This is a genomic window from Vibrio nitrifigilis (assembly GCF_015686695.1).
Taxonomy (GTDB): domain Bacteria; phylum Pseudomonadota; class Gammaproteobacteria; order Enterobacterales; family Vibrionaceae; genus Vibrio; species Vibrio nitrifigilis.
The window spans coordinates 1,507,961-1,533,142 of sequence record NZ_JADPMR010000001.1; the positions used below are offsets into that span (position 1 = coordinate 1,507,961).

At 42.0% G+C, this 25,182-nt stretch carries 21 protein-coding genes; 16 read left to right on the forward strand and 5 right to left on the reverse strand.

From position 1 onward, the window contains the following. Positions 1 to 44 precede the first annotated feature (44 nt). The 3 genes from I1A42_RS06805 (at position 45) to I1A42_RS06815 (ending at position 2,389) form a co-directional block, all read left to right on the forward strand. Positions 45 to 380 (forward strand): hypothetical protein, encoded by a 336-nt coding sequence (locus tag I1A42_RS06805; protein ID WP_196123004.1) that lies wholly within the window; start codon positions 45 to 47, stop codon positions 378 to 380. A gap of 198 nt (positions 381 to 578) precedes the next feature. Then, the gene (gene codB, locus I1A42_RS06810; RefSeq protein ID WP_196123005.1) at positions 579 to 1,844 is read left to right on the forward strand and encodes a cytosine permease; all 1,266 of its coding nucleotides are present in this window, start codon (positions 579 to 581) and stop codon (positions 1,842 to 1,844) included. 176 nt (positions 1,845 to 2,020) lie between these two features. Then, complete coding sequence (locus I1A42_RS06815; protein WP_161156561.1) at positions 2,021 to 2,389, forward strand: hypothetical protein; 369 nt, start codon at positions 2,021 to 2,023, stop codon at positions 2,387 to 2,389. A gap of 199 nt (positions 2,390 to 2,588) precedes the next feature. On the opposite strand, the gene I1A42_RS06820 is transcribed toward I1A42_RS06815, so the two are convergent. After that, positions 2,589 to 2,807 (reverse strand): CCE_0567 family metalloprotein, encoded by a 219-nt coding sequence (locus I1A42_RS06820; protein WP_196123006.1) that lies wholly within the window; start codon positions 2,805 to 2,807, stop codon positions 2,589 to 2,591. 354 nt (positions 2,808 to 3,161) lie between these two features. Beyond that, positions 3,162 to 3,692, reverse strand: coding sequence for an inorganic diphosphatase (locus tag I1A42_RS06825; protein ID WP_161156565.1), 531 nt, complete (start codon positions 3,690 to 3,692; stop codon positions 3,162 to 3,164). A gap of 720 nt (positions 3,693 to 4,412) precedes the next feature. Between I1A42_RS06825 and I1A42_RS06830 the strand changes: the two genes are divergently transcribed. The 3 genes from I1A42_RS06830 to I1A42_RS06840 all read left to right on the forward strand — a co-directional run bounded on the left by I1A42_RS06830 (position 4,413) and on the right by I1A42_RS06840 (position 8,967). Continuing rightward, complete coding sequence (locus tag I1A42_RS06830) at positions 4,413 to 6,413, forward strand: ATP-dependent endonuclease (RefSeq protein ID WP_196123007.1); 2,001 nt, start codon at positions 4,413 to 4,415, stop codon at positions 6,411 to 6,413. 2 nt (positions 6,414 to 6,415) lie between these two features. Next, entirely contained in the window at positions 6,416 to 8,182 is a 1,767-nt protein-coding gene (locus I1A42_RS06835) for a UvrD-helicase domain-containing protein (RefSeq protein WP_196123008.1), read from the forward strand. Between the two features lie 434 nt (positions 8,183 to 8,616). Next, positions 8,617 to 8,967: an SH3 domain-containing protein gene (locus tag I1A42_RS06840; RefSeq protein WP_230389349.1), complete on the forward strand. Its 351-nt coding sequence runs from the start codon at positions 8,617 to 8,619 to the stop codon at positions 8,965 to 8,967. 183 nt (positions 8,968 to 9,150) lie between these two features. Here the strand turns inward: I1A42_RS06840 and I1A42_RS06845 are convergent, their stop codons facing one another. Then, on the reverse strand, positions 9,151 to 9,651 hold the full coding sequence (locus I1A42_RS06845) for a GNAT family N-acetyltransferase (protein WP_196123009.1): 501 nt from the start codon (positions 9,649 to 9,651) through the stop codon (positions 9,151 to 9,153). A 424-nt stretch (positions 9,652 to 10,075) separates the two neighbouring features. On the opposite strand from I1A42_RS06845, the gene I1A42_RS06850 reads away from it, so the two are divergent. The 9 genes from I1A42_RS06850 to I1A42_RS06890 all read left to right on the forward strand — a co-directional run bounded on the left by I1A42_RS06850 (position 10,076) and on the right by I1A42_RS06890 (position 22,749). After that, positions 10,076 to 11,419, forward strand: coding sequence for a cytochrome ubiquinol oxidase subunit I (locus I1A42_RS06850; protein ID WP_196123010.1), 1,344 nt, complete (start codon positions 10,076 to 10,078; stop codon positions 11,417 to 11,419). After that, a complete protein-coding gene (locus I1A42_RS06855) occupies positions 11,416 to 12,408 on the forward strand; it encodes a cytochrome d ubiquinol oxidase subunit II (RefSeq protein WP_161156284.1) in 993 nt (330 codons plus the stop codon). Before I1A42_RS06850 ends, I1A42_RS06855 begins: the two co-directional genes overlap by 4 nt. Positions 12,409 to 13,153: 745 nt before the next feature. Next, the gene (locus I1A42_RS06860) at positions 13,154 to 13,921 is read left to right on the forward strand and encodes a substrate-binding domain-containing protein (RefSeq protein ID WP_161156285.1); all 768 of its coding nucleotides are present in this window, start codon (positions 13,154 to 13,156) and stop codon (positions 13,919 to 13,921) included. Positions 13,922 to 13,970: 49 nt separating this feature from the next. After that, positions 13,971 to 15,953 (forward strand): methyl-accepting chemotaxis protein, encoded by a 1,983-nt coding sequence (locus I1A42_RS06865; RefSeq protein WP_196123011.1) that lies wholly within the window; start codon positions 13,971 to 13,973, stop codon positions 15,951 to 15,953. 112 nt (positions 15,954 to 16,065) lie between these two features. Next, positions 16,066 to 16,548, forward strand: a complete 483-nt coding sequence (locus tag I1A42_RS06870) for a GNAT family N-acetyltransferase (protein ID WP_161156291.1) — start codon at positions 16,066 to 16,068, stop codon at positions 16,546 to 16,548. A gap of 239 nt (positions 16,549 to 16,787) precedes the next feature. Further along, positions 16,788 to 18,956 (forward strand): catalase/peroxidase HPI, encoded by a 2,169-nt coding sequence (gene katG, locus I1A42_RS06875; RefSeq protein ID WP_161156293.1) that lies wholly within the window; start codon positions 16,788 to 16,790, stop codon positions 18,954 to 18,956. 211 nt (positions 18,957 to 19,167) lie between these two features. Beyond that, the gene (gene rbsK, locus I1A42_RS06880) at positions 19,168 to 20,406 is read left to right on the forward strand and encodes a ribokinase (RefSeq protein ID WP_161156295.1); all 1,239 of its coding nucleotides are present in this window, start codon (positions 19,168 to 19,170) and stop codon (positions 20,404 to 20,406) included. 16 nt (positions 20,407 to 20,422) lie between these two features. Continuing rightward, positions 20,423 to 21,355, forward strand: coding sequence for a dihydrodipicolinate synthase family protein (locus tag I1A42_RS06885; protein WP_161156297.1), 933 nt, complete (start codon positions 20,423 to 20,425; stop codon positions 21,353 to 21,355). An 83-nt stretch (positions 21,356 to 21,438) separates the two neighbouring features. Continuing rightward, positions 21,439 to 22,749 carry an MFS transporter gene (locus I1A42_RS06890; protein WP_196123012.1) on the forward strand — a complete coding sequence of 437 codons (1,311 nt, stop codon included), beginning with the start codon at positions 21,439 to 21,441 and terminating at the stop codon, positions 22,747 to 22,749. A gap of 390 nt (positions 22,750 to 23,139) precedes the next feature. On the opposite strand, the gene I1A42_RS06895 is transcribed toward I1A42_RS06890, so the two are convergent. After that, positions 23,140 to 23,526, reverse strand: a complete 387-nt coding sequence (locus I1A42_RS06895) for a thiol-disulfide oxidoreductase DCC family protein (RefSeq protein ID WP_161156301.1) — start codon at positions 23,524 to 23,526, stop codon at positions 23,140 to 23,142. Between the two features lie 201 nt (positions 23,527 to 23,727). Between I1A42_RS06895 and mtgA the strand changes: the two genes are divergently transcribed. Further along, positions 23,728 to 24,405 (forward strand): monofunctional biosynthetic peptidoglycan transglycosylase, encoded by a 678-nt coding sequence (gene mtgA / locus I1A42_RS06900; protein ID WP_329604826.1) that lies wholly within the window; start codon positions 23,728 to 23,730, stop codon positions 24,403 to 24,405. 90 nt (positions 24,406 to 24,495) lie between these two features. On the opposite strand, the gene I1A42_RS06905 is transcribed toward mtgA, so the two are convergent. After that, a complete protein-coding gene (locus I1A42_RS06905) occupies positions 24,496 to 25,140 on the reverse strand; it encodes a DUF2628 domain-containing protein (RefSeq protein WP_161156306.1) in 645 nt (214 codons plus the stop codon). Positions 25,141 to 25,182: the final 42 nt, after the last annotated feature.

A 25,182-nucleotide genomic window follows, 5' to 3' on the forward strand; every position in this document is an offset into this window, starting at 1 on the left:
CTATATTTTAAATTGAATTTTTAATTTATAGAGAGATTTTCAGGATGAAGAGTAAACTTATTATCGGACTGGGTTTGATTTTTGGTTATATAAATAGTTCTAATGCTATCAGTATTACAATAGGTTCAGCAGAAGCTGTATGTGCTGTAAGTGTGAGTGGCACTGCGACTGGCGGAGCTACTGCAGTGTCTTTATATTTAGAACAAGACGGTACAGAGACTACATTAGTCGTGAATGATTCCATTTCTACTGACGGTACTTACGAATGGACTGGAGTTGTTTCTGGAATTAGTTCATTAGACGATGCAACAATTAAGGCAGTGACTAATCGACAAGTTTCAGCGACTTCAAATGTTAATGGGAGCTGTGTAGCAGGGTAATAACTATCTAATCTTTAAACTTAGTTTTAAACCTAATAGGACAGGCACCTATAACGGTGCCTGTTCTTGTTATCTGCACAATATTAGTTCATTTCAATGTATTTATTCCGAATATCACTCGCTAATACAGGGATTTCTTTGTTGGCATAATCCTTGTAACCATGTTGCATAATCAACCAATACGCAGGAGCGTTGAATATGCAAAAAGATACGGATTTCCCATTGAGCGAGGTACCCGATAGCCATCGTAAGGGTATGGTATCCATGGCGGTTATGTTATTGGGATTTACTTTCTACACGGCAACAATGTGGGCTGGTGGCAATATTGGCAAGGCGTTTTCATTTGATAACCTACTGTTGATTATTGTTGTAGGTAATCTCATCTTGGGGATCTATGCTGCGGCACTAGGATGGATAGCATACAAAACAGGTTTAAATACGGTGTTATTGGGCCGATACTGTTTTGGAGAAAAAGGCAGTCGGTTGTCCGATTTTATATTGGGTTTTACCCAGATTGGCTGGTACGCATGGGGTGTGGCAACCATTGCCATTGTGCTCACCACACTGCTAGAACTTGAGAAATCTTGGCAGCTTCCTTTAATGATCCTATTTGGCTTTGGTTTCTGCGTCACCGCATTTATTGGTTATCGTGCAATGGATATATTATCCAAAATATCCGTACCTTTGATGCTAATTTTTATTGCGATTAGTTTTTATCGCGGCCTAGTGGATGTTGGTGGTTTGGTCGCTCTGTTTGGTATTCAGCCGTCACCTAACATGACAATGAGTGCAGCCATTACCGTTGTTATAGGAACGTTTATTAGCGGTGCAACACAGGCCACTAACTGGAGTCGATTTGCCAAATCAGGAAGGGTGGCTGTGCTAGCAACGCTCATAGCATTCTTTATCGGCAACGGTCTGATGGTGTTTATTGGTGCGTATGGTGCATTAATTTATCAACATGCTGATATTGTGGATGTTCTAGTCGCTCAAGGCTTTCTTTTTTTAGCTATTGCTATGTTATTTACCAACTTATGGACAACCCAAGATAACACTATCTATAACTTTGCTGCCGCAGGTTGTAATTTATTACGCAGTGATAAAAGACGTACTATCACGATTGTAGGCGCGGCTATTGGCACCATATTAGCGGTATTAGGAATGTATAACTATTTGATTCCATTTCTTGTGTTGCTAGGTACTTTTATTCCTCCAATCGGGGCGGTCATTATGAGTGCCTACTGGTTTACCTACCGAGGGAAATTCCCCAAATTAGCTAGTGTCACACTGCCTGATTATAATTGGATTGGGTTAGGAGCATATGTGATTGGGTCAGGTTGTGCTTACTTTTCTCCTTGGATGCCACCATTGGTGGGGATTATAGCCGCAAGTGTCAGTTACACTTTACTGGCTCATTGTTTTTCTATCAGAGCAAGCAGCGAACAGGTACATCTGACTAACTAAGAGTTGGAACATGTAATTAACAAGGACAGGCACCTATCACGGTGCCTGTCCTTGTTAAAGGGCAACAATTTAACTGATTCCAGCTAATGTACTGAAGCGATTTTGTGTTATTGATGTAGTAATTTCCTCAAAAACGCGCATAATCCTCCACTTCAACACTTAGAGAAGATATGACCATGGCTGACTTTCAATATTACTTTCATCAACTTCCTTGTTTTAACGATAAAAATACGAAAGCAAGTACCGATCTTGGTTGGTTAACGGCTGCGATGAAAGAAGATGTTCTCGCACAAATCGCTGAGATGAGCGCGCAAGACAAACTTGAAGCCGATATTGCAGTGAACGTAACTTGCACTAAAGAAGAAGCTCGCGACTACCTTCTGCTGAATTTCTACGGTTACACAGATGAAGAGTTGGCTGACCAAATCGAAGCTGATGATGAGCAAGAAGTCGCAAACGAAATCGCTGAGTTGCTAGAAGAAGGGAACGACGCATTAGTTTTCGAACACGAAATTGCTCTACAAAGCGCGACCGAAGACGAGTAATCCTCAGAATTCAATACCCATCATAATACTGTGATGGTCTGGTTTAAGGCGTTAGCTGATGATATCGGCTAACGCCTTTTTTCATTGATAATGCCTACGTTACTAAATGAGAGTGATGCGCTGAAAGAGCCATAAAAAGACAGGCACCGAAATCGGTGCCTGTCCTTTAAAACGCGCTTAACAGTGAAAAGCCTAGCAGTTAATGATCTGCTACCGATTCGGCTTCTTTTAATTGCTGGGTAACATCGGCCCAGTGTTGGCAGGCATCGTAACAAGCTTTTGCCATAGCCGGAATTTCATCGAATGCTTGCGGTAAACGCTCTTCGACAAGATCGTGCAGTTCACCTGCGCGCTCCGATGCAATTCGCTTGGCTTTTTTGACTTGCTTGCGCAATGCCTGTAGTTCTTCTTCTTCCATGAATTGGACTCCCTGTTGAGGCTGACTTTATTTTCTACGTCATGCTTAATCGTCTAATAACCTTCAATGTTCATACCAAATAAAATCTGTTTAAAAATTAATAAGATAAAAATAATCAGTACGGATAACGGTACAAACAAGACACGAGATTGGGAGAAATGCGACAAAGTGTCGGTAGAGAAAATCGTGCAGGTTGGGAAGTTGGCAAGAGAGGCCAAAGCTACAAGGAAGAAGGAAGTAAGCAACAAGGTATAAAAAACCGCTGGCTTACAAGTAGGCCAACGGCTTTATTCTGTGCGTTAAGTAATATGTGTCTCTTAATAAAGGCGCATGTTACTTAATAGCGTCAATCAATTATTGGTCGTTCCAACGTTTGATTGATTCAGCGATTACTTCTTTCGCTTCAGCGATGTCGCCCCAGCTTTCAACAGTTGTTGTGCCAGCTTTCTTCAGATCTTTGTAGTGATTGAAGTGGAATTCGATTTGCTTGATAAGTTGTGCTGGAAGATCTTCTAGAGAGTTGATCGCGTTACCGTTGCTACGGTCGTCCGCAGGAACAACAACAACTTTGTCATCAACTTCGCCATCATCAACGAACTTCATTACGCCGATAACTTTCGCTTTTAGGAAGATACCTGTTGTTAGAGGTTCGCTAGTGATGATTAGTGCATCAAGCTCGTCGCCATCTTCATCAAGAGTTTGTGGGATGAAACCGTAGTTAGTTGGTTTCGCAAAAATCTGTGGTTCAACGCGATCAAGTTCGAACACAGCAAGCTCACGGTTCCATTCAATTTTGTGGTTGCTACCAGTTGGGATTTCTACAACTACGTTCACTAGGCCATTTTCGTAATCGCCTGGAGTTAAAATTTTATTAAAATCTGCCATTTCAGCTTCCTATATCAATGTTTCGGGGCGCATTTTAGCAGTTTTTGTTACTCAGCGGTAACGATAATCATCCACAGATGAAGCAACTGCTCATTATGAAGACACTCCAAGAAACCCTGCCAATCACAAACAACACTGCGCACCACATAACCCACTTAATATCACCAGTAAGAGGCGTGATGCTAAACGCTGTTTGCTTAAAACTGCCAATACATTAGCTCGCCTCAGCAAAAATAAGTGGTAGATCGATCAAAATGCCAGCAAAGATAGGGGACATAAAAAGCACATAGCAAGGACGTATTTTGTCCATTAAAAAGAAGGTACACCGCTAAACATAAAATTGTTAATGCAGGATACTGATTTTTAGTCACATTTATAAGAAAAAACATCCCTATCCCATATTTTTTGATAAATGCCATATGAAATAAATCCTATAAATGGTACTTATATATGCAATCAGTTGTTCTATTTGTTGTTGGTTATTCTCTTAATAGTGATGCGGTAGACTAGTTTTTAGCAAGAACTATGGAAAAAATCCTGATTGTCGTTTCGGTATAACCTGCGCAAGAGTAACGAAACTAAGTGAGGAAGATGATTTCTCGCTGACAAATACAGAACATAGCAAATAATGGCAGAGCATATCAGTATAAGAGTTCTGTATAAGAACTGTTATGTTTTCGGAATATAAGAAAGTCTGTATCTCTCGTTTAAGGAAAAAGAATGAAAATAAAAAGCGCCCGTATAAAAAACTACAGGCTTTTAAAAGATGTCTATCTAACTCTTGCTGATAGGACAACCCTCATTGTTGGGCGCAACAACGCGGGTAAGACTTCTCTTGCTGAAATATTTCGAAGTTTTCTAAGTCAGGCTGGAGCTAAAATTTGTTACGAGGATTTTAACCAGTCTTGTTTAGCAGGCTTTGAAGAGGCTTTAAATGCCTTTAAGAGCAATCCAAAAAGTGAGGATATTCGCCAACTAATACCAACGATCGAATTGGAACTTCGAATCGACTATAAGGATGATGAGGGCGATTTTGGAGCTTTAGGTGATTTCATAATTGATCTTGACGATACATTATTCGAAACTTGTGTATTGGTTTCCTACCAGTTGAAAGACGGAAAAATTAAAGAATTTTTTCAGGATTTAAATATAGAAAATCGTAAAAAATACTTTTCAGATTTACGAAGCCTTATCAACCAGTATTTCGAGCCAGCGATATATGCGATTGAACCGACTAACACAGACAATAAAGTCAGACTTGATTTTTCAGCATTTAAGCGCTTGATATTATCTGGTCTTATAAATGCTCAACGTGGCCTCGATGATGAAACACATAGTGAACGAGATGTTCTTGGTAAATCATTGGGTAACATATTTAAAAGTGCAAACAGTATTAGTGCGCCTGAGGCATTTAAAGCTAAGTCAGAAGAAATCAATAAAGTTGTTGAAGAACTGCAAGAAAAAGTCGATACCGATTTTCAGAAGAAAGTGAAATCCCTTTTGCCAACGCTCAACATATTCGGGTATCCCGGTCTGAAAGATCCAAACTTAAGTGCAGCTACAGAGTTGAATGTAAAATCACTTCTGGAGAGCAATACCAAAGTGTTTTACGAAGGTGATGACCATTTTTCTCTGCCTGAAACCTACAATGGTTTGGGTATCCGAAATTTGATTTTCATTCTCTTTCGGATCTATGAATACTTCAGAGAGTTTCAGTCACAGTCTATTCCGCCGAAAGGACATTTGATTTTCATTGAAGAACCCGAAGCACATTTGCATCCGCAAATGCAGGAAGTATTTATTCGGCAGCTTGAGGAAATAGTCGGAGAGTTTCAAAAACAACTTAATGATGGAAAATTGTGGCCAGTTCAGTTTGTGGTTAGTACGCATTCATCTCATATTGCCAATGCGGTAGATTTTAGCAAAGTGCGTTACTTTTTATCCAAGAATGGCAAAGAGACTAAGGTCAAAGATTTAGGAGTAGCGTTTAGCAGCGATGAGGTTAAAGAGGACAGGGAGTTCTTGTATAAGTATCTGACGCTAACTAAATGTGACCTCTATTTTGCGGATAGAGCAATTCTTATCGAAGGGGCAACTGAAAGAATCCTCCTACCTGAGATCATCAAAAAAGTGGATGATACGAAACTATGCAGTTTGCGCAGAAAGTATATGTCTGTGGTCGAGGTTGGCGGTGCATATGCTCATCATTTTTATAAATTCGTTGATTTCCTTGAGCTCAAGACTTTATTCATTACCGATTTGGACTCAGTAAAGAAAACCAAGGGTGAGAAGACAACAACATACCCAGCTTCCTATGTGAGTGAAGGTACACATTCAAGTAATGTAGGTCTGTCCAAGTGGTTTGGTATGGATGGGTACGCAAGTTTGGGTGATATTTATTCTAAAGCAGCAAAGTCTAAAGTTTCAGGATGTCGTAGGCTGGCATTTCAAGTCGATGAAGATGAAAAAGCCCTATGTGGGCGTAGCTTTGAAGATGCATTTATTTTAGCTAATACAAATCTGTTTGGATTAAATGGATTGGATGGTGTCGATCTGGAAAAATCAGTTTTTGAAAAAGCTAAGAAAATTGGAAATGAAAGCAAGGCTGATTTTGCTATTGAGTTTTCTATTGAAAAAACCGATTGGGTTGTACCCAAATACATTTGTGAAGGTTTGGAATGGCTGGATCGCGATAATGCAGTTAAGGGCGAGGTGGCTTAGTTATGACAGAAATAAGCCCAGCCGAGCAGGCTTCTATCGAAGCATTGGATCAGCTCAGAAACTGTATCGATAAACACCAATGTTTCCGTCTGGAAGCCGGAGCCGGTGCGGGGAAAACCTATTCTTTGATTGAGTCGATTAGGTATCTGATATCTAATCGTGCAGACGAATTTTTAGTTAATCGGCAGCAGATTGCTTGTATCACATACACAAACGTTGCAAAGAATGAAATAAAGGATAGAACGGATCATCACCCTGTTATTTTCGCAGATACAATTCACGCGTTCTGCTGGAATATACTGCAACACTACCAGATAAAGCTCCGAGAACACCTTTCTGAGCTTGGTGAAAAATGGCAACAGCGAATTGATGAGTCTGGAGGTGTTAATGATCAAACGGTCAAGTATGATCTAGGTTTTCCGGTGATTAATGAGCGAGAGATTAGCTTGCACCATGATGATGTAATCACATTGATGGCTTGTATGCTTGCATACCCCAAATTTCAGAAACTAGTAAAAAGTAAATTCCCAATAATATTCATTGATGAATATCAGGATACTAATATTAAGCTTGCGGAAAGTATTGTCACTAACCTAATCAATAATGATTCAGGTGTAGTTATCGGTTTATTCGGTGATCACTGGCAAAAAATCTATGGCTCCTCGGCTTGTGGTTTGATTTCGAGTGACAAAGGAAAAATAGTAGAAATAGGAAAGAGAGCAAACTTCCGATCGGACAAAAATATAGTCAGATGTTTAAACAGAATGAGGCCAAACCTTCCGCAAGCTGAATCAGAACCAAACTCTGAAGGAGTGATAAAAGTTTTCCATTCTAATGATTGGGTGGGGGTAAGACGTGATGGTAAAGGTGGAGGACACTGGAAGGATGATCTTCCAGAAGAGAATGTAAGAGAACATCTAGACAAAACGAAAGAATTAATGATTAGAGACGGATGGGATTTATCTCCTGATAAAACGAAAATTCTTTTCTTAACAAATAACCTTATTGCTAGTGAGCAGAGCTTTATTAATCTTTCGAATTGTTTTCGTTATACAGATGATTATCTCAAAAAAAATGACAAATACATCCAGTTTTTCCTTGAGGTATTAGAGCCAACTGCTCTTGCATATGAGAAGCGCCAATATGGTGAACTATTGCAAATCAAAAAGAAAAATCATCCGCAGTTGAAATGCCAAGCTGATAAAACTGCGTGGATGGACCGTATAGGAAAAGTAATGCATGCAAGAGCCAACTCAACTATTGGCGATATGTTGGATCTTCTGACGAAAAATAAAATACCCAGACTTCCTTCAAAAATTGAAGAGGCTGAAGAACAATATAAACAGCTTATATCAAAGCCTAATGAAGAGTTGGAAGAGAATGAATCAAAATTTGTTAAAAAGTTACATAAGTTACGCTCAGTAAAGTATTCAGAGGTCGTGAGTCTGAGTGAGTATATCGATGAAAAGACACCATTCTCAACGCAGCACGGAGTGAAAGGAGCGGAGTTTGACAATGTGCTTGTTGTTTGTGGTCGTGGCTGGAATCAATATAACTGGAACCAGTTGTTAGAGTGGATGGATGAAAGCTACCCCAAAGATAAGCAAGATACATTCGAACGAAACCGCAACTTGTTTTACGTTAGTTGTTCGAGAGGCAAGCACAATCTTTCTTTGCTATTTACACAGAAGTTATCTGCAAAATCAATTTCGGAACTTGAGCGAATATTTGGTCAAGATAACGTCTTAGGTAATCCGTTTGAAGGTTAGTATATTCTTATGAGGTTTCCTCGGCGCTTTAGATAAAACATAATAAGCAAGTATAAGTGGCGCACAGCTGACATTTTATTGGGTGTTTAACAAGCCTGCGCTACTTAAAAAGGAAATAGCAGACTTGATTTCTAGTTGGTGCTAAAAAAAGCTGAATGTCGATTTATCAATGTTTGGAATATGTGCAGCATCTAAAACACGCTCTGAGTGACAGCTCTAATTCACCACTCACCACCACCAAAAGGTCGCTCTTCAAATCGGGTTTCAGTAGCCCGGACATTTCCACTTAGATGTACATTATTGATTGCTAATTAATTATTAATTTCCTGATGCATATTGTTGAATATAAGAAACTTAACTAGAATAGTAATTAGAAAATTAACTGCTTAGGCGCTTAGTATTCTACTGTCGTAATAATCACAAAGGACATAACATTGAAATACGTTGCCAATAAGCAATACCATGATGCACCTGCTCACCCGATCAAAATCATTAAAGACGAAGTGCTTACCTTTATCCAAGAGTCTAATCCACAAGGCGATTGGCCGAATTGGATGCTGTGCCAAGGTGTCGAAAAAGAGGGCTGGGTACCGAAGCAAATTCTTCGTATTGAAGGCACTCAAGCAACCGCATTATTTGATTACGACGCTACCGAGTTCAATTTAAAAGAGGGTGAGGTGCTGATCTCTTATAGAAAAATGAATGGTTGGATCTACGGATTTAAAGAATCTAAACCGACTGTGATTGGCTGGGCGCCTTTAAACTGCTTACAACTTATCGCGTAAATGGCGCGAATCACTTCAGTGATTAACTGAGAACAGGATATTATCGAACTCGTCCTCATTTCTGCATAGGATCCATTATCCTTGTTGGCGGTGTTCGATAAGTGATGTGCACTTGGTACTACACGTTTAATGGCTAGATAAGCCGCGTGTAAGCACTGTTATAAAAGCTTTTCTTATTTCTCGTTATTGAGCCTCACCCAACAAATCGTATTCGTAAAAGACCAAATCTAACCAGGTATCGAATTTCTTCGCCGCGTTTTTAAGCGTACCAGCGTATGTAAACCCGAGCTTTTGATGTAAGGCGATACTGGCCGGGTTAGCACCATCAATTTCAGCGATCATAGTCGCAAAATCGCGCTGCTTGGCTTCGATGATAAGCGCCTCAACCAACTTAAACCCAATCCCTTTACCTTTATGATTTGGCGAAAGATAAATGCTGTGCATCACGCTGGCGCAATACGCTATATCGGGGCGAAACGGTTCAAGAGCAGCATAGCCTGCGATCTCACCTTGTTCTTCCCACACCAAAATGGGGTAATTGCCTTGAGTGAGGCGGTCGAACCAAGGTTTACGCTGATGAACTTGATAAGGAGTGTAATCATACGTGGCAGTGGTGTTCACTATCGCGTGATTATAAATCTCAACGATGGCGGGCAAGTCTTGCTCTGTCGCGTAACGAATCAATAGTGGCTCCTTAGTTATTCCATTCAGGTTATTTATAATGCGATAACATCATGATTTATGGTGAATATAACCATGCCTATCGTGTTTAGCAAGCAAAAGGCCGGAGCAGGTGTGAGTGGCGTTAGGATGTTTTCATTGCGCTTAGCCTGATTGTTGCTGTTAGTGGACTCATCCATCCTCTCTTTTCATTCTCCCTTGGTTTTTATCCCTATGATTTTTGTGTTATTTCAGATGTCATAGATTGCAATATCCCCTCACAGTTTGATTAAGAAATACATATATAGCCTCGTTACACTGTCGGCCAATTAAATTCGTAGTGTGAATATTGGATAGGTTATTTATTAATGATCGCTAATGTATTTGCTACGTACAACTCACTAAACCTAGAGCACGATGCCCGAGTGAATAGAGCGAGGACACCTTTATGCTAGAAACTCTCATACTGTCGCGGATTCAGTTTGCCGCGAACATTAGCTTTCATATTTTATTCCCGACGTTAACCATCGCATTAGGTTGGTTGTTGGTGTTTTACAAATGGCGTTTCAATCGCACCAAAGATGCGATGTGGCTGAATGTGTATTTCTTCTGGGTGAAGATTTTCGCGCTGACGTTTGCGCTGGGTGTGGTATCAGGCATCACGATGAGCTTTCAGTTTGGCACCAACTGGCCGGGCTTTATGGAGAAGGTAGGGAATGTTGCTGGGCCATTACTTGGATATGAAGTGATGACGGCATTTTTTATGGAAGCAACCTTTCTGGGCGTGATGCTGTTTGGCCGCGGGCGCGTGCCTGAATGGCTGCATAATTTAGCCACAGTGCTCGTGGCCGTTGGCACATCCATCTCGGCGTTTTGGATTTTGGTGTTAAACAGTTGGATGCACACTCCGCAAGGGCATGAAGTGATTGATGGCGTGGTGCATGTGGTGAGTTGGCGTGAAGTAATATTTAATCCGTCTCTGCCTTATCGTTTAAGCCATATGTTACTGGCATCGGGGTTAACGGCGTGTTTTGTGACCGTGGGGATTTCGGCCTATCAACTGCTTAAATCGTCGCACCACAAACCCGCACTGCGATCATTTAAGGTTGCGATTACCGCTGCGGCAGTGTTGGCGCCACTACAAATGCTGGTTGGTGATATGCACGGATTAAACACACTAGAGCATCAACCAGCCAAAATTGCAGCTATGGAAGGCGTGTGGGAAACCGAACGTGGCGCGCCGTTGCTTCTTTTTGCGGTGCCAAACGAAGAGACACGCAGTAACGACTTTGCGATTGAAGTGCCACATTTGGCGAGCTTGATATTAACCCATGATATTAACGGCGAAATTGTTGGTCTCAACGAGTTTGCGCCAGATCATCCGCCAGTCAAACCGCTGTTTTTTGGTTTTCGGATTATGGTTGGGATGGGCGTGTTAATGCTGCTCTTCAGTTGGTTTGGCACATGGAAAGTGCATCGCGGCCTAGCACTCAAACCTTTGGTACTGAGAGCCTTTGTTGTCATGACATTTTCTGGTTGGATTGCGACACTCGCCGGATGGTATGTGACCGAAGTCGGGCGGCAGCCTTGGTTGGTTTCTGGTGTATTAAGAACGGCGGATGCTGTGACTCCGGTCGCGGGCAGTTCGGTAGCGGTGACATTGGCACTGTATTTAATGATTTATGCAGCGCTGTTGTATGCGTATCTGCGCACTATCTTTTATCTCGCGAACAAATCACTCTCTGAATCGCCAGTGCCTACGTCTGACACTCAAAAGGAAACCATCGCATGAGCCAATATTTACCGGAAATTTATCTGTTGGTACTTGGGTTTACAGTATTTATGTATGCGGTGCTTGATGGCTATGATTTAGGCGTTGGGATGTTATTACCGAGCAATAATGAGCCACAGCGCGACCGCATGATTGCCTCCATCGGACCATTTTGGGATGCCAATGAAACATGGTTAGTATTAGCCGTCGGTGTGCTGTTGATTGCCTTTCCTAGCGCGCATAGCTTAATTTTGACTGAGCTCTATTTCCCAACCGCAATATTGCTGTTGGGATTAATTATGCGTGGGGTCTCGTTCGATTTCCGTGCTAAAGCAAAAGCGGACCATAAAGATCGCTGGGACGTGTGTTTTAAACTCGGCTCGTTTATTGCGGCATCGACGCAAGGGTATATGATTGGCCGTTATGTATTGGGCTTTTCAGAGCAGCCAATCGCGTATGCATTTGCTGTGTTAAGTGCGTTGTGTGTTACGGCGGCCTATATCTATATCGGCGGTGCGTGGTTAGTGCTGAAAACCGAAGGAGAGTTACAAATTCGCGCAGCGAAGTGGGCACGTAAAGCGGGCTGGGTGGCGTTGTTGGGTGTGGTTGCGGTGAGTATTGCCAATCCCTTGGTCAGTGAACAGGTGGCTGCGCGATGGTTTCAATTTCCTGCCGTACTGATGTTAGCGCCTGTCCCAGTTATCGTGATTGCATTGGTATTGGCGATTGATCGCTATTTAGTGCGAGTGCCAACGCGTGATGATTTTGGTTGCCGTTTTCCCTTCTTTGGTGTGGTGACGCTATTTGCTCTGAGCTTTTTTGGTTTGGCATACAGCTTCTTTCCGCAAGTGGTTCCGGGGCGGTTAACTGCTCAGCAAGCCGCTAGTGCGCCAGAAACTTTGGTGATTACCGGAATAGGGGTGGCTATCGTGGTGCCGATGATCTTGATGTACACCTTTGTTGTGTATCGAATCTTTAAAGGTAAAGCCTCTGAGTTAAGCTATAAATAGCGGCTTAATTACAATGAAACAAAGGCCTCAGCATACGATGCTGAGGCCTTTTTGTATTCAGTGCTAACTACAGCAACTCGGTGTGTTCTCTTAAAATGAAGGCCGCTCAATAATAAAAATAGCTAATGAAACACATTCTAATATAGTTGATTGAAATTTTTTAAATGGGATGTATATAAAATACATATATTGAGTAGTTATAACCGTTCAATACCGCTGTATTTAAATATAGCGATATGGATCATGTTTTATTAAGAAATGTGTGTAACACATCTCATATGTGCTAATAGTGATTGCCATTAAGCAATTAATATCATAGATATAGCTGTATTGATATGTTCGTCATAATGCATATGCGGCTTATCTCTAACCATCTAACCAGACGGTAAATGGAATTATCTTTGTATTATCAAGGTGCAATTTTCTTTGCAGGGATCATTTTGCTTAAAAATCGCTATATTTCTCCGTCAATTAATCGACTTAAAGTGAAATATTAATTTCAATTTGAGATTATCAACCTCATTTATCTCCTTATATAAATGAGGGGGAATTATTTATTTTGGGTTAAAAGAGTCAATGTCAAAAAAATACAATGTTCTTTATTTAATAAGGTTTATTCCGATAGCCTTTTTATTCGGTATTGCGTCTTTTCAAGCTAATGCAAAGTTCATCGCTGTTTCTGTTAGTGAACAAGATAACTATCGAAATCTAATCACAAAAAATATCGAGAAATCAGTAGATAGCCATGGTGATGATATATATCGATTCTGCTGGTGGAGATGAAGAGTTTCAATATCAGCAGATTAAAAGTTATATCGAGGCGGGCGCCGATGCCATTATTGTTTTGACCACCGGTAATTTTGAAAGGAAGCAAAAGATAGTCAAGCTGGCAAAAACTCATCCCCTCATTTTTTTGAACGTCCCCCCTGTTGAAGATTTGAGTAAGCTGCCTGCGAAAGCGATTTATGTTGGTTCGAACGAAAAAGAATCGGGCACTATGGAAATGGAAGCGTTGGCAAAGCTTGCTAGTCATCAAGGCAATGTGGCGCTTCTGATGGGTGAGGTAAACCATCCTGCGGCTAAAGTCAGAACTCAGGACGTGAAAGATGTGTTATCTCAATACCCTGATATGAAATTAGTGAAATCTGAATCGGCAAACTGGGTAAAAAACCAAGCGTATACCGTGGTCAAAAAATGGTTGGCTGATGGTGTGAATTTTAAAGTGCTCGTGGCCAATAACGATGAAATGGCGTTGGGCGGTCTCATGGCGATTAAAGATTCAGGAAAAGATCCTAAAGCATACTTCGTGGGCGGTATTAATGGCAGTAAAGATGCGCTCAGCGAAATGGAGCAGGGCAATCTCGATGTTACGGTACTTCAAGACGCGGTGGGTCAAGCGCAAACCGCTGTGAACGTCGCTTATAAAGTGATTGATAAAGAATCGGTTGAGCCTGTTGTTTGGGTCCCATTCCAGTTAATCACACCGGATAACCTTTCTAACTATCTGAAATAAATTATAAAAACTCAGTCACTGAGTGGGCTGGATGTTGAGGACGGACAGTATGTCTTTAGTACAAAGAATCATAGTGGGCTTTGCGGTTTTGCTGGTGGCCTTACTTATTTTGGTTGGGGTCAGTTATGTTTCCATCACAGGGGTTCAGAGTGATCTGAATAAAGTGATGGATGAAAGCCTGCCGATAGCGAAGAAAGCCAGTGATATTAAAATCGAGGTCGTGCAGCAATATGAGAGTGTGGTTGCTATTTTTTCTACCTCTAAGGCGGCAGAAGTTGAGGATCAGAGAAAACAATTTGTCGCGTATGGTAAGAGTATTAATGAATCGCTAAGCAGTTTGCCAAAAGACGTGATCAGAAATAACCCTGAGCTAGAATCAGAATTATCAACCATAGAAAAAGTACGCAAATCTTTTGAACATCAGGCGGATAGTCTCATAGAGATTCGTCTCAATACCATTGAAACACAAGAAAAAATCAATAAAGAAACCCGAATTCTTAGCCATGTTGACCGCCGGATAAATTATTATCTCGACAAGTATTCTTCTCGTGAAAATCTTAGTCCTGAGTTTTTATTGACGCTGGAAGGATTAGAGCGTGAGGCAAAGCAAGTTCTCAATGCATTTAATAACTATATGATTGATGGGAATACCGATAAGCTCAAAAAAGGCATGGATGGCATGGATATCGTGATTGCCCGCCGCTATGAGGAAATTAAATCTTACGATACGAACAAAGGAAAGCTGTTCAGTTTAATGCTGTTGCCTTTACTTAAGGAAATTAATGACCCTGATGGTTTGTTTCATTTATATCTCAATGAACACGACAACGATTTAAAAACTGACTTATTGCTCGATCATACCCATAAGGATATTGCGCAATTATTAGAATCTGTCAGTGCTTTTGTTGATCAGTCGCGACTCATCGTGGCTGCTGCGCAGAAAAATACCAATGAAAACTTTGGTGTGATTAAAACAACCATGTTTATCGTCAGTACCACTGCATTGCTGATAGCGATTCTAATGCCTGTATGGATGGCAACCTGGATTCGCAAAACACTGTCCCAATTTAGAGAAGTGTTACTGAACCTGACTCAGGGCAATTTGAAAGTAAGGTTTAACGACCAATCGAAAGATGAGTTTGATGAGCTGAGTGGTTATTTAAATGGGTTAGTTGATAATTTGCGACATGTGTTTACCTCACTGAATGTGTCGGCTGATGAAATGATGAATGTGGCGGATCAAAATGCTCAGATCAGTGACATGACGACCAAAGCAGTGTCGCAGCAGCGTCATTTATTGGAATCGACGGCCTCAGCCATGACAGAGATGGAAAGTTCCGTCGCAGAAGTGGCGCAGCGCGCCCACGATACGATGACCTCGGCAGAGCAGGCAGATAGCAAAGTGACCGATGTGAGTGTCAGTATCAAAAAAGCCATCGATAACATTCGCAAGCAAGCGACGCAGATTGAAGAGACCTCGAAAACGGCCATCGAATTGGACGACTATGGACGCCAAATTGATAGCATTATTGGCACGATTCAGGATATTGCGGAGCAAACCAACTTGTTAGCATTGAATGCGGCAATTGAAGCAGCGCGTGCAGGAGAACAAGGCCGCGGTTTTGCGGTGGTTGCAGATGAAGTGCGCAGTTTGGCCAGCCGGACTAAGAATTCTACTGAAGAAATCAAGAACATGATTGAAATTATGCAGCGTTTGATTCAAGCGGTTGTGGATACCATTAAAGTTAATGTGAGCAGTAATTCGAGCAATATTGCGGTGGCAGAACAAGCGGAAGTCGGCCTGACTGTGATGGGAGAAGTGATCGGTCAGATCGTTGAAATGAATATGCAAATTGCCGCTGCCACTGAGGAACAAAGCACCACTGCAAAAGATATTAGCAGAAGTGTAGTGAACATTAGCGACTCCGCTGACAAAACGGCAAGTGGCGCAGAAGAAAACGCAATATCAAGTCAAACTTTGCATAATAAAGCGGTTAAGCAGCATAAGATTATCGCGCAGTTTAGCGTTTAATTGTGCTTGTGGTTCTATTTGATTAGGTGGGTTAGGTGATGGCGTTAGGGTTTTTATCTATGCATAGTTATGCTAACGTCATTGCATATCTGTCCATGAAGTAGGAGAACCAATGAGCACAGAAATTATCATCGCGGATTATACAAAGCCAGCGCATGCCGAGGCTATTGTTTCCCTTATGGTGCAATACGCGGCTGATCCAATGGGGGGCGGTTCGACGCTTTCTAAATACGTTCAAGAAAATTTGGTCGCGGAACTGAGCCGGGTGCCGAATGCATTTTCAGTGCTGGCATTTGTTGATGGCATACCCGCTGGGTTAATTAATTGTTTGCAGGGGTTTTCTACCTTTAAATGCAAGCCGTTAATCAATATCCACGATGTGGTGGTGGGGGCTGAATTTCGCGGTCAGGGCTTGAGCCAAGGGTTATTGGCAAAAGTGGAAGAAGTGGCAAAAGAGCGCGGGTGCTGCAAATTAACACTTGAAGTGTTATCAGGAAATGATGCGGCAAAACAGACCTACCAAAAGTTCGGTTTTGCTGGATATGAACTCGACCCAGAAGCAGGACATGCGCTGTTTTGGCAAAAAGAGTTCTAACCGATTATCACGAGTTAAATGCTGAGCGAGCCTACCATGGCTCGCTTTTTTATTGGCTGAACAATACATTTAACCTATTGATTCATCAGTTTTGTCTATTAGATTAATCGCTAAACAGTATTATCCAGCGGCACTTTTCCCGAGTAGAGTGAAGGGTAACAACTAGCCCGAGGTGATCGTCTTTTACATCAAGCTAGTAAAAACGTCATCAATCATCATTACTAAAAAGGGAAGCACCAATGACGCAGCAATCGAACACGCCAAAAGGACAATGTCCTGTAATGCACGGTAGCCTAACGTCGCCAAATATGGCGAAAGAGTGGTGGCCAAAGACCCTAAATCTAGACATCTTGCATCAGCATGACCGGAAAACTAACCCACTTGATGACGGGTTCGATTACCGCCATGCCTTGAAACAGCTCGATGTTGATGCACTTAAAACAGATTTAAAACATTTGATGACCAATAGCCAAGATTGGTGGCCTGCTGATTGGGGACACTATGGTGGTTTGATGATTCGTATGGCTTGGCACTCAGCTGGCAGCTATCGTACTGCTGATGGTCGCGGAGGCGGTGCGACGGGTAACCAACGATTTGCACCTCTGAACTCATGGCCAGATAACGCCAACTTAGATAAAGCGCGTCGTTTGTTGTGGCCAATTAAGAAGAAATACGGCAATGCAATCAGTTGGGCGGATTTGATGATTCTAGCCGGCAATATGGCGTATGAATCGATGGGGCTAAAAACCTTTGGTTTTGCGTTCGGTCGTGAAGATATTTGGCATCCTGAAAAAGATACATACTGGGGCGCAGAAACGGAGTGGCTTGCAACCAGTGATGCAGAACATTCCCGTTATAGCGGTGAGCGAGATTTAGAAAACCCATTGGCGTCGGTAATGATGGGATTAATTTATGTCAACCCTGAAGGCGTGGATGGCAATCCTGATCCACTGAAAACCGCGCAAGATATGCGGGTGACGTTTGCTCGTATGGCGATGAATGATGAAGAGACGGTGGCGTTAACCGCAGGCGGACACACCGTGGGTAAATGTCATGGTAACGGTGATGCCGGTAAACTGTCGCCAGAGCCAGAAGGCGCGGCTATTGAAGATCAAGGGTTTGGTTGGATGAATCATCAAGCCCGCGGCGTGGGCCGAGATACAGTCACTAGTGGGATTGAAGGCGCTTGGACAACCAACCCAACGCAATGGGATAACGGTTATTTTGAGCTGCTATTTAAATACGATTGGGAATTGAAGAAAAGCCCAGCAGGTGCATGGCAATGGGAACCTATTGATATTGCTGAAGAAGATAAACCAGTGGATGTGGAAGACCCAAGTATTCGTCATAACCCTATTATGACTGATGCAGATATGGCTCTGAAAATGGACCCTGATTATCGCGCCATTGCTGAACGTTACTATCGTGATCCAGCGCTGTTTGCCGATGCGTTTTCTCGCGCATGGTTTAAGTTAACTCACCGTGATTTAGGGCCAAAACAGCGTTATATCGGCCCAGATGTGCCTAACGAAGAGCTGATTTGGCAAGATCCTATTCCCGCAGGTAAGCGCGATTATGACGTGGATGCGGTGAAAGAGAAAATTGCCGCAAGCGGGTTAAGTGTTGCTGAGTTAATTGCAACAGCTTGGGATAGTGCGAGAACCTTCCGTCAATCTGATTATCGTGGCGGTGCCAATGGTGCGCGCATCCGCTTAGCACCGCAAAATAACTGGGCAGGCAATGAGCCAGAGCGGTTAACTAAAGTATTGGCGGTATTAGAGCCTATCGCCGCTGGTTTTGGTATCAGTGTGGCTGATGTGATTGTTTTAGCAGGGAATGTTGGGCTTGAACAAGCGATTGCTGCTGGCGGTTTATCACTGTCTGTCCCCTTTACAGCAGGTCGTGGTGATGCGACTCAAGAGATGACCGATGTGGAATCGTTTGAGGTATTAGAGCCGCTCGCCGATGGTTTCCGTAATTGGCAAAAAGAGCATTATTCGGTTAAACCAGAAGAGTTGTTGCTTGACCGTGCTCAGTTGATGGGGCTAACGGCGCCAGAGATGACGGTATTGATTGGTGGTTTACGCGTGCTGGGTGTTAACCATGCGGGCAGTAAACATGGTGTGTTTACTGATAACGTTGGGGCTCTGTCTAACGATTTCTTCGTAAATCTAACCGATATGAACAATCGTTGGGTGCCAACTGGGCGCAATAGTTACCATATCTGCGACCGAGCCAGTGGTGATGTAAAATGGACGGCAACACGTGTGGATCTCGTGTTTGGTTCAAACTCCATCTTGCGTAACTATGCAGAATTTTATGCTCAAGATGACAACAAAGAAAAAATGGCGCGTGATTTTATTGCGGCCTGGACCAAAGTGATGAACGCCGACCGATTCGACGTGTAACACGTAGTCCTTTCAAATTTTCTCCCCTACTAAGCCGGCGAAGTCATTCGCCGGCTTTTTTATTTATATTCATAAATCCAATGAAATGAATCAAATGAATAGCATTTTTATATTTTCCGTTTCTTTCCGTTTTCCAATATAAACTCTGAGTTTTATCACGATATGATTGTGTCACTAAATTTAATCTAAATAATATCAAGAGGGGTTCAATATGTTTACGGAAGAAAGAAGAAAAATAATATTGGATATATTGGAGCAATTTAATCGTGTATCGGTGAATGAGCTTGCTAATAAGTTTGATGTTTCAAAAAAGACGATACGTAACGATCTTAATTACTTATCTTCTAAGAAAATTATTTCTCGTTGTTACGGTGGAGCTATATATTCACGTAAGAAGATGCAAAGTGAAATAATCAATAACTTCAGTAATGAAATTGACAGCATATTTAAATCCAGTGATAAATTGAAATTTAGTAATAAGAAAGGATTAACTATGGCAGGAAAAGTCTGCGTAATGGGATCTTTTAACGTAGATATTGTCGCGAAAGTCGAACGTTTTCCGAATAAAGGTGAAACGTTGAAATCTATCGACAGTATTTTAGGTCCAGGAGGTAAAGGGGCAAACCAGGCGTTAGCGGCCAGTAAAGCGGGCGCCCAAGTGCATTTTGTTTCTAAGGTCGGCAAAGATCAATTCAGTGATTTTGCCTTTAAGCACCTAGAAAATTCAGGCATTTTTTCGTTCACTCTTTATCAATCAGACACCCAATCAACCGGTAATGCGCTTATTTATGTTTCGCAAAGTGATGGCGAAAACATGATTGCGATTAATCCTGGTGCAAATCAAACAATTAGCAATGAGGAAGTGTCTGCTATTGAAGAAGAACTCACTAAATCAGATATCTTGATTGTGCAACTGGAAAATAACATTGATGCCACCGTCAATTGTCTGAAAATGGCGAATAAAAACGACATTCTTACCATCTTAAATCCAGCACCATATTCAAAAGATATCGCTCAATGTATGCCTTACGTGGATGTGATTACACCGAATGAAACCGAAGCGTATGAATTATCCGGAGTGCTAATTACCGATATCGATAGTGCTATTGAAGCGTCGAAAGTCATTCTGAATATGGGGGTGAATAAAGTGGTTATTACCCTTGGCGCTAAAGGTGTACTGGTGAATGATAACGGCAATACCACTCATGTTCCTGCTTACAATGCGGTGTGTGTTGACACCACAGGAGCTGGTGATGCGTTTAATGGCGCATTTGCTGCGGCACTGTCACAAAACTATTCCGTAATTAATGCGGCCAATTTTGCTGCTGCGTTTGCTTCTCTTGCTGTTGAGCTAGAAGGGGCGTCAGCTATGCCAGACAAAGAACAAGTCAGTATGCGTTTGACGAGCCAAACACCGTCATTTTCTCCTGCTGCTGCTTACTCACTTTAAATCTAATGAGGTGCTTATGAAAAGTATCGAAGGCATTATCCCTGTAATGCTTACTCCTTTTAATCATGATGGAAGCGTCGATTATTCATCATTGGAACATTTAGTTGATTGGTATTTAGACAAGGGTGTAGATGGTCTATTTGCTGTTTGCCAGTCAAGCGAGATGCAGTATCTAACTCTGCAAGAAAGGATCGATATTACCAAGTGTGTGGTGAATAAAGTTAACGGGAAAATCCCGGTGATGACCTCTGGCCATATTAGCGATGATTTAGAGACACAAATTAACGAACTGCAAGCCATGGCCGAATGTGGTGCCGATGTGTTGGTTTTAGTCACTAACCATCTCGACCCAGAAAATAAAGGCACTGATACCTTTATGAGTCACTTAAATGCCATTCTTGAAAAATTGCCTAGTGATTTACCGCTTGGCCTGTATGAATGTCCTGCGCCATACCGTCGTTTATTGACCGATGAAGAGTTGACCTATTGTGCTGAAAGTGGCCGATTCGTCGCGCTTAAAGATGTGAGCTGTGATTTAGCAACAGTCACTAAACGCGTGCAGTTAGTGAAAGATACTCCACTAAATATTGTGAATGCGAATGCGGCAATCGCTTATCCGGCGATGCAAGCGGGCTCGAAAGGGTTCTGCGGCGTGTTTACGAACTTCCATCCCGATCTGTATCGCTGGATATATCATGACGCGAATAAAGATCTTGCGCTGGCGGATGAGTTATCCGTCTTTCTTTCAATGAGTGCGGTGGTTGAAAACCTTGGTTATCCAAAAAATGCGAAAGAATATCACTTGATGAATAAGCTACCGACGTTTAATAGTAATTATTGTCGCGTTATTAAAGATGATGTTATTGAGAAGTTTTGGGCTCTTGATGTGTTATTAAAACAGATAAAACAAGGCTCAGATATTTACAATAATAAAATCAAAGAAATCTAATAAAAATAATATAACTCAAGGTGCCTAATATATATGGGCATCTTTACCCTACAAATATATTAACCTCTAAAATAGGTAATATTATGAAAGATACGACATCATTGCCTTTAGGAAAGGTAGGTATTACTACACCTGTTCAAACTAAAAAAAATACCATCAGCAATTACCGTTGGGGAATTATGATTCTAATTTTGGTCGCGGCAATTATTAATTATTTTGACCGGGCTAATTTGAGTATCGCCAATACCACTATCGCCAAAGAATTTGGTTTAAGCTCGACTGAAATGGGGTTGCTACTATCAGCATTTTTATGGCCTTATGCACTTGCTAACTTGCCAGCCGGGTGGCTAGTGGATAGGTTTGGACCGAAAAAAATCTTTTCCTATGGTTTAACTTTATGGTCAGCAGTGACTGTCATCGCCGGTTTTACCAGTGGCTTTGGTATGTTATACGCCACGCGTGTTCTGTTGGGCGTGGCAGAGTCTCCCTTCTTTACCACTGGGATTAAAGTGACCGACATGTGGTTCTCCGATAAAGAAAGAGGCTTTCCTACATCGATCATTAATACTGGTTCGCAAATTGCTAATGCGGTTGCGCCACCGCTATTAACTGTGTTGCTACTGACGTTAGGTTGGCGTGGAATGTTTGTAGCGATTGGTTTAATGAGCATCCCCGTTATTGTGGTATGGCTTAAGTATTTTCGTCATCCAACCACAAAAGAAATGGATGTGATTCATGCTGAAGATGATGCGCCCGCAGAGCCACAACATATGGAATCTGTAAAATGGGGTGATTTGTTCAAACAACGAAATACCTGGTTCATGATTATTGGCAACTTTTCTATTATGTTTACCATCTGGGTATATCTTACTTGGTTGCCTAGTTATTTAGAAAACAGCATGGGATTGTCTGTTCAAGAAACAGGGTGGGTTGCTGCGCTGCCATTTTTATGCGGTATTTTAGGTGTGCTTTGTGGTGGGTCGATTTCAGATTATCTTGTGCGTAAAGGGGTGAAAGCGGTAACTGCCCGTAAAGTGCCGATTGTTGCAGGTGCTGCCTTTGCCGCTTGCTCTGTTGCACCGATTGCGTTTGTACATAATTACACATTGAGTATTGCACTATTATCTCTGGGGTATTTTTTCTCTCAGTTACCGCAAGGTGCCATCTGGACATTGGCTTCTGATATTGCGCCACGTAGCCAAGTTTCATCGTTAGGCGCCATCCAAAACTTTGGTGGTTTCCTTGGTGCAGCTTGCGCTCCGATAGTAGCAGGAATGGTTCTTGATGCGACCGGTAATTTTACTGATGTATTTATTCTAGGGGCTTGTTTATTGATGATTGGCGCGATCAGTTATGCCTTTTTTGTTCGCCCAACATCGGAAAAACACGCTTAGAAACTTGCCATTTATCGAGTAGGGTGCGGAGAAACCAGCGAAGCAATTCGCTGGTTTTTTCGTTTGACGATACAGTAAGCGGCGAACAGGCTCGCTCCCCTAGGGAAGACTGGGGAAGGGGCTTACAGTAAATCCGTGGCTGAGGAGGTTACGGTGTGGATGTTTGTTGTTAACTTACTGATTCTGAGATTTATTTTTCTGAGAGATCGCTGAAGTAACCCCCTCTAAATCCCCCTGAAAGGGTGAGAACCAGATCGAGATCGCGATGAGTTTTGCTGGTCGTTGATGCAACGGTGTTCGTTGATGTTACAGCAAGTTATGAACAGGCTCCCTCCCTTTGTACATCCTACAAATCCCCCTAGAAAGGAAAGAATCATATTGAACACGCTGTTATTTCATGCACTGATTGTTGCTGCAACGAGACTTACCCGTGAGCCAATAAGAGAATTTATAGCGATTACGGGCAAATAGGAGGTAGCCTATATCTGCGATGGGTTTGATGATTGGCCAGCGTAGCGGGGCATACAGCCATCCTTTGCCCGCTAATTTCCAAGCTTGATAGGTGGCATCCAGTCCTAAATAGAGCTGCTGATTATTATCCAGTGCATGGAGAATATTGTTGGCTTTCTCTGCATCAATCATGGGGTATTGCACAAATTCATCACTATATATATCGACGATTTTTATCTGTTTTTTGCTATCGTGTTGAGTCAGCGCGGTCATTTCTTTTACACACAACGGACATGTTCCGTCAAAAAATAGCGTTAATTTAACCATATACCACTCGTAATTTGTAAACTTACTGGTTTTACGCAACAAACCATTATTCGATCAAAACAACTAAACAAGATATTGATTTAGATATTCATAATAGCAAAAGCCATAGAGTTGATTTGTCAGCAGGCTCTCTCTACATTAATGGCAGTGGATAAAAAAGGAAGTGGTGTGAAAGCTTTTATCAGACGGGTTCGACGTCGTATTAAACGTGTGTTTATTACTGCCATCGCGGTGCTACTTGGTATGCCTATCGTGTTGGTGATATTGCTTAAATTTGTTAACCCACCATTTTGGATGTGGGAAGTACACCGTACTTTGTTTCCGCCGCAAGGGTATCCGGCACACGCCAAACATCAGTGGATACCTCTGGATAAAATGTCTCCTTCATTACCTTTAGCCATGATGGCCTCTGAAGATCAGCGTTTTCCATTTCATTGGGGTATCGATGTTGATGCGTTAGTGTCGGTAATTGAAGAAAGTGGCGATGGTGGTCCCGATCGTGGCGCGAGTACGATTACACAACAAACCGCTAAAAACGTGTTTTTGTTTCCCAGCCATACCTATATTCGTAAAGCGTATGAGCTTTATATTGCTTTGTTACTTGAGCTTATTTGGGGCAAGCAGCGCATTATGGAAATGTATTTAAATGTGGTGGAATATGGCCCGGGTATTTACGGTGTGCAAGCCGCATGTGAGCACTATTTTGGTCTTTCAGCCAGTCAGGTAACGCGTCGTAAAGCCGCGCAATTGGCGGTGGTGTTGCCGAATCCATATAAAATTCACCCAACACCAATGACTGAGTATGTACAAGAGCGCGTTCATTGGGTGTTAGGCCAGATGCGCCACTTAGATACGCAAGATTATCGACGCCTTGAGTGATGAGTTAATTGATTTGGTAATCGCCAATTTATACAAAAACGCCCGTATTAATCGTTAATGCGGGCGTTGTTTTGGGATGCAGGGAAAACGCTATTCTAAATTATCTAATGCATTGCAAAGTGCTGGTTTTCCGATATAAGACAGTTCGTCATCAGTGACATAAAGCACCTTGCCACTGCAGTTCAATTTAGCAGGGAAAAAATCGGAGCTCGCCGCGTTACTATAATACTCATGAGTAGTAATAAAGGCTCCGATACCAACGTTGATGATAAATGCTCCAACGGCTAAGGTGATCATCAACGCCTTATGGTGACACCACATAGGAAATTTAGGCCACATCACTTCACCATGAGTGTGTTTGCGATACACATCGAAGTTAACATACAGCGCAGCGATAACTGATGATGTCGCGCTAAATACAATACTAGGGATAGTAATGATGGCGAGGTGCTCTATGGTAATAAGAATAGAGCTCCAGATAAAAGAAATGGCTAAGATTAGGCATGCTTTTAGTGGCATTCGATGATAAAAATAGTACAGTGGCCCTAGGAAAAATCCCCAATAATTCATTGAGATAAGTGAGCGTTCTCGAAATTTTAGTTGGCGAAACTCATTGCTACTCACAATTTCTGAGCGTGTTTTATTACTCGCATCTAGTTGCTCAAATAGTTCAAAGCGCCTTTGCCATTTCTTTGATAGTGGTTTCTTATTCGGAATCGTTATTTCTGACGTCATTTGTTTCTCTTTAATGTTGTGATGCGCAGACTGATATGCGCG

Coding starts and splice junctions, on each gene's coding strand:
- I1A42_RS06805 (WP_196123004.1), top strand. CDS start 45: ATGAAGAGTAAACTTATTATCGGACTGGGTTTGATTTTTGGTTATATA.
- codB (WP_196123005.1), top strand. CDS start 579: ATGCAAAAAGATACGGATTTCCCATTGAGCGAGGTACCCGATAGCCAT.
- I1A42_RS06815 (WP_161156561.1), top strand. CDS start 2,021: ATGGCTGACTTTCAATATTACTTTCATCAACTTCCTTGTTTTAACGAT.
- I1A42_RS06820 (WP_196123006.1), bottom strand. CDS start 2,807: ATGGAAGAAGAAGAACTACAGGCATTGCGCAAGCAAGTCAAAAAAGCC.
- I1A42_RS06825 (WP_161156565.1), bottom strand. CDS start 3,692: ATGGCAGATTTTAATAAAATTTTAACTCCAGGCGATTACGAAAATGGC.
- I1A42_RS06830 (WP_196123007.1), top strand. CDS start 4,413: ATGAAAATAAAAAGCGCCCGTATAAAAAACTACAGGCTTTTAAAAGAT.
- I1A42_RS06835 (WP_196123008.1), top strand. CDS start 6,416: ATGACAGAAATAAGCCCAGCCGAGCAGGCTTCTATCGAAGCATTGGAT.
- I1A42_RS06850 (WP_196123010.1), top strand. CDS start 10,076: ATGCTAGAAACTCTCATACTGTCGCGGATTCAGTTTGCCGCGAACATT.
- I1A42_RS06855 (WP_161156284.1), top strand. CDS start 11,416: ATGAGCCAATATTTACCGGAAATTTATCTGTTGGTACTTGGGTTTACA.
- I1A42_RS06860 (WP_161156285.1), top strand. CDS start 13,154: ATGGTGATGATATATATCGATTCTGCTGGTGGAGATGAAGAGTTTCAA.
- I1A42_RS06865 (WP_196123011.1), top strand. CDS start 13,971: ATGTCTTTAGTACAAAGAATCATAGTGGGCTTTGCGGTTTTGCTGGTG.
- I1A42_RS06870 (WP_161156291.1), top strand. CDS start 16,066: ATGAGCACAGAAATTATCATCGCGGATTATACAAAGCCAGCGCATGCC.
- katG (WP_161156293.1), top strand. CDS start 16,788: ATGACGCAGCAATCGAACACGCCAAAAGGACAATGTCCTGTAATGCAC.
- rbsK (WP_161156295.1), top strand. CDS start 19,168: ATGTTTACGGAAGAAAGAAGAAAAATAATATTGGATATATTGGAGCAA.
- I1A42_RS06885 (WP_161156297.1), top strand. CDS start 20,423: ATGAAAAGTATCGAAGGCATTATCCCTGTAATGCTTACTCCTTTTAAT.
- I1A42_RS06890 (WP_196123012.1), top strand. CDS start 21,439: ATGAAAGATACGACATCATTGCCTTTAGGAAAGGTAGGTATTACTACA.
- I1A42_RS06895 (WP_161156301.1), bottom strand. CDS start 23,526: ATGGTTAAATTAACGCTATTTTTTGACGGAACATGTCCGTTGTGTGTA.
- I1A42_RS06905 (WP_161156306.1), bottom strand. CDS start 25,140: ATGACGTCAGAAATAACGATTCCGAATAAGAAACCACTATCAAAGAAA.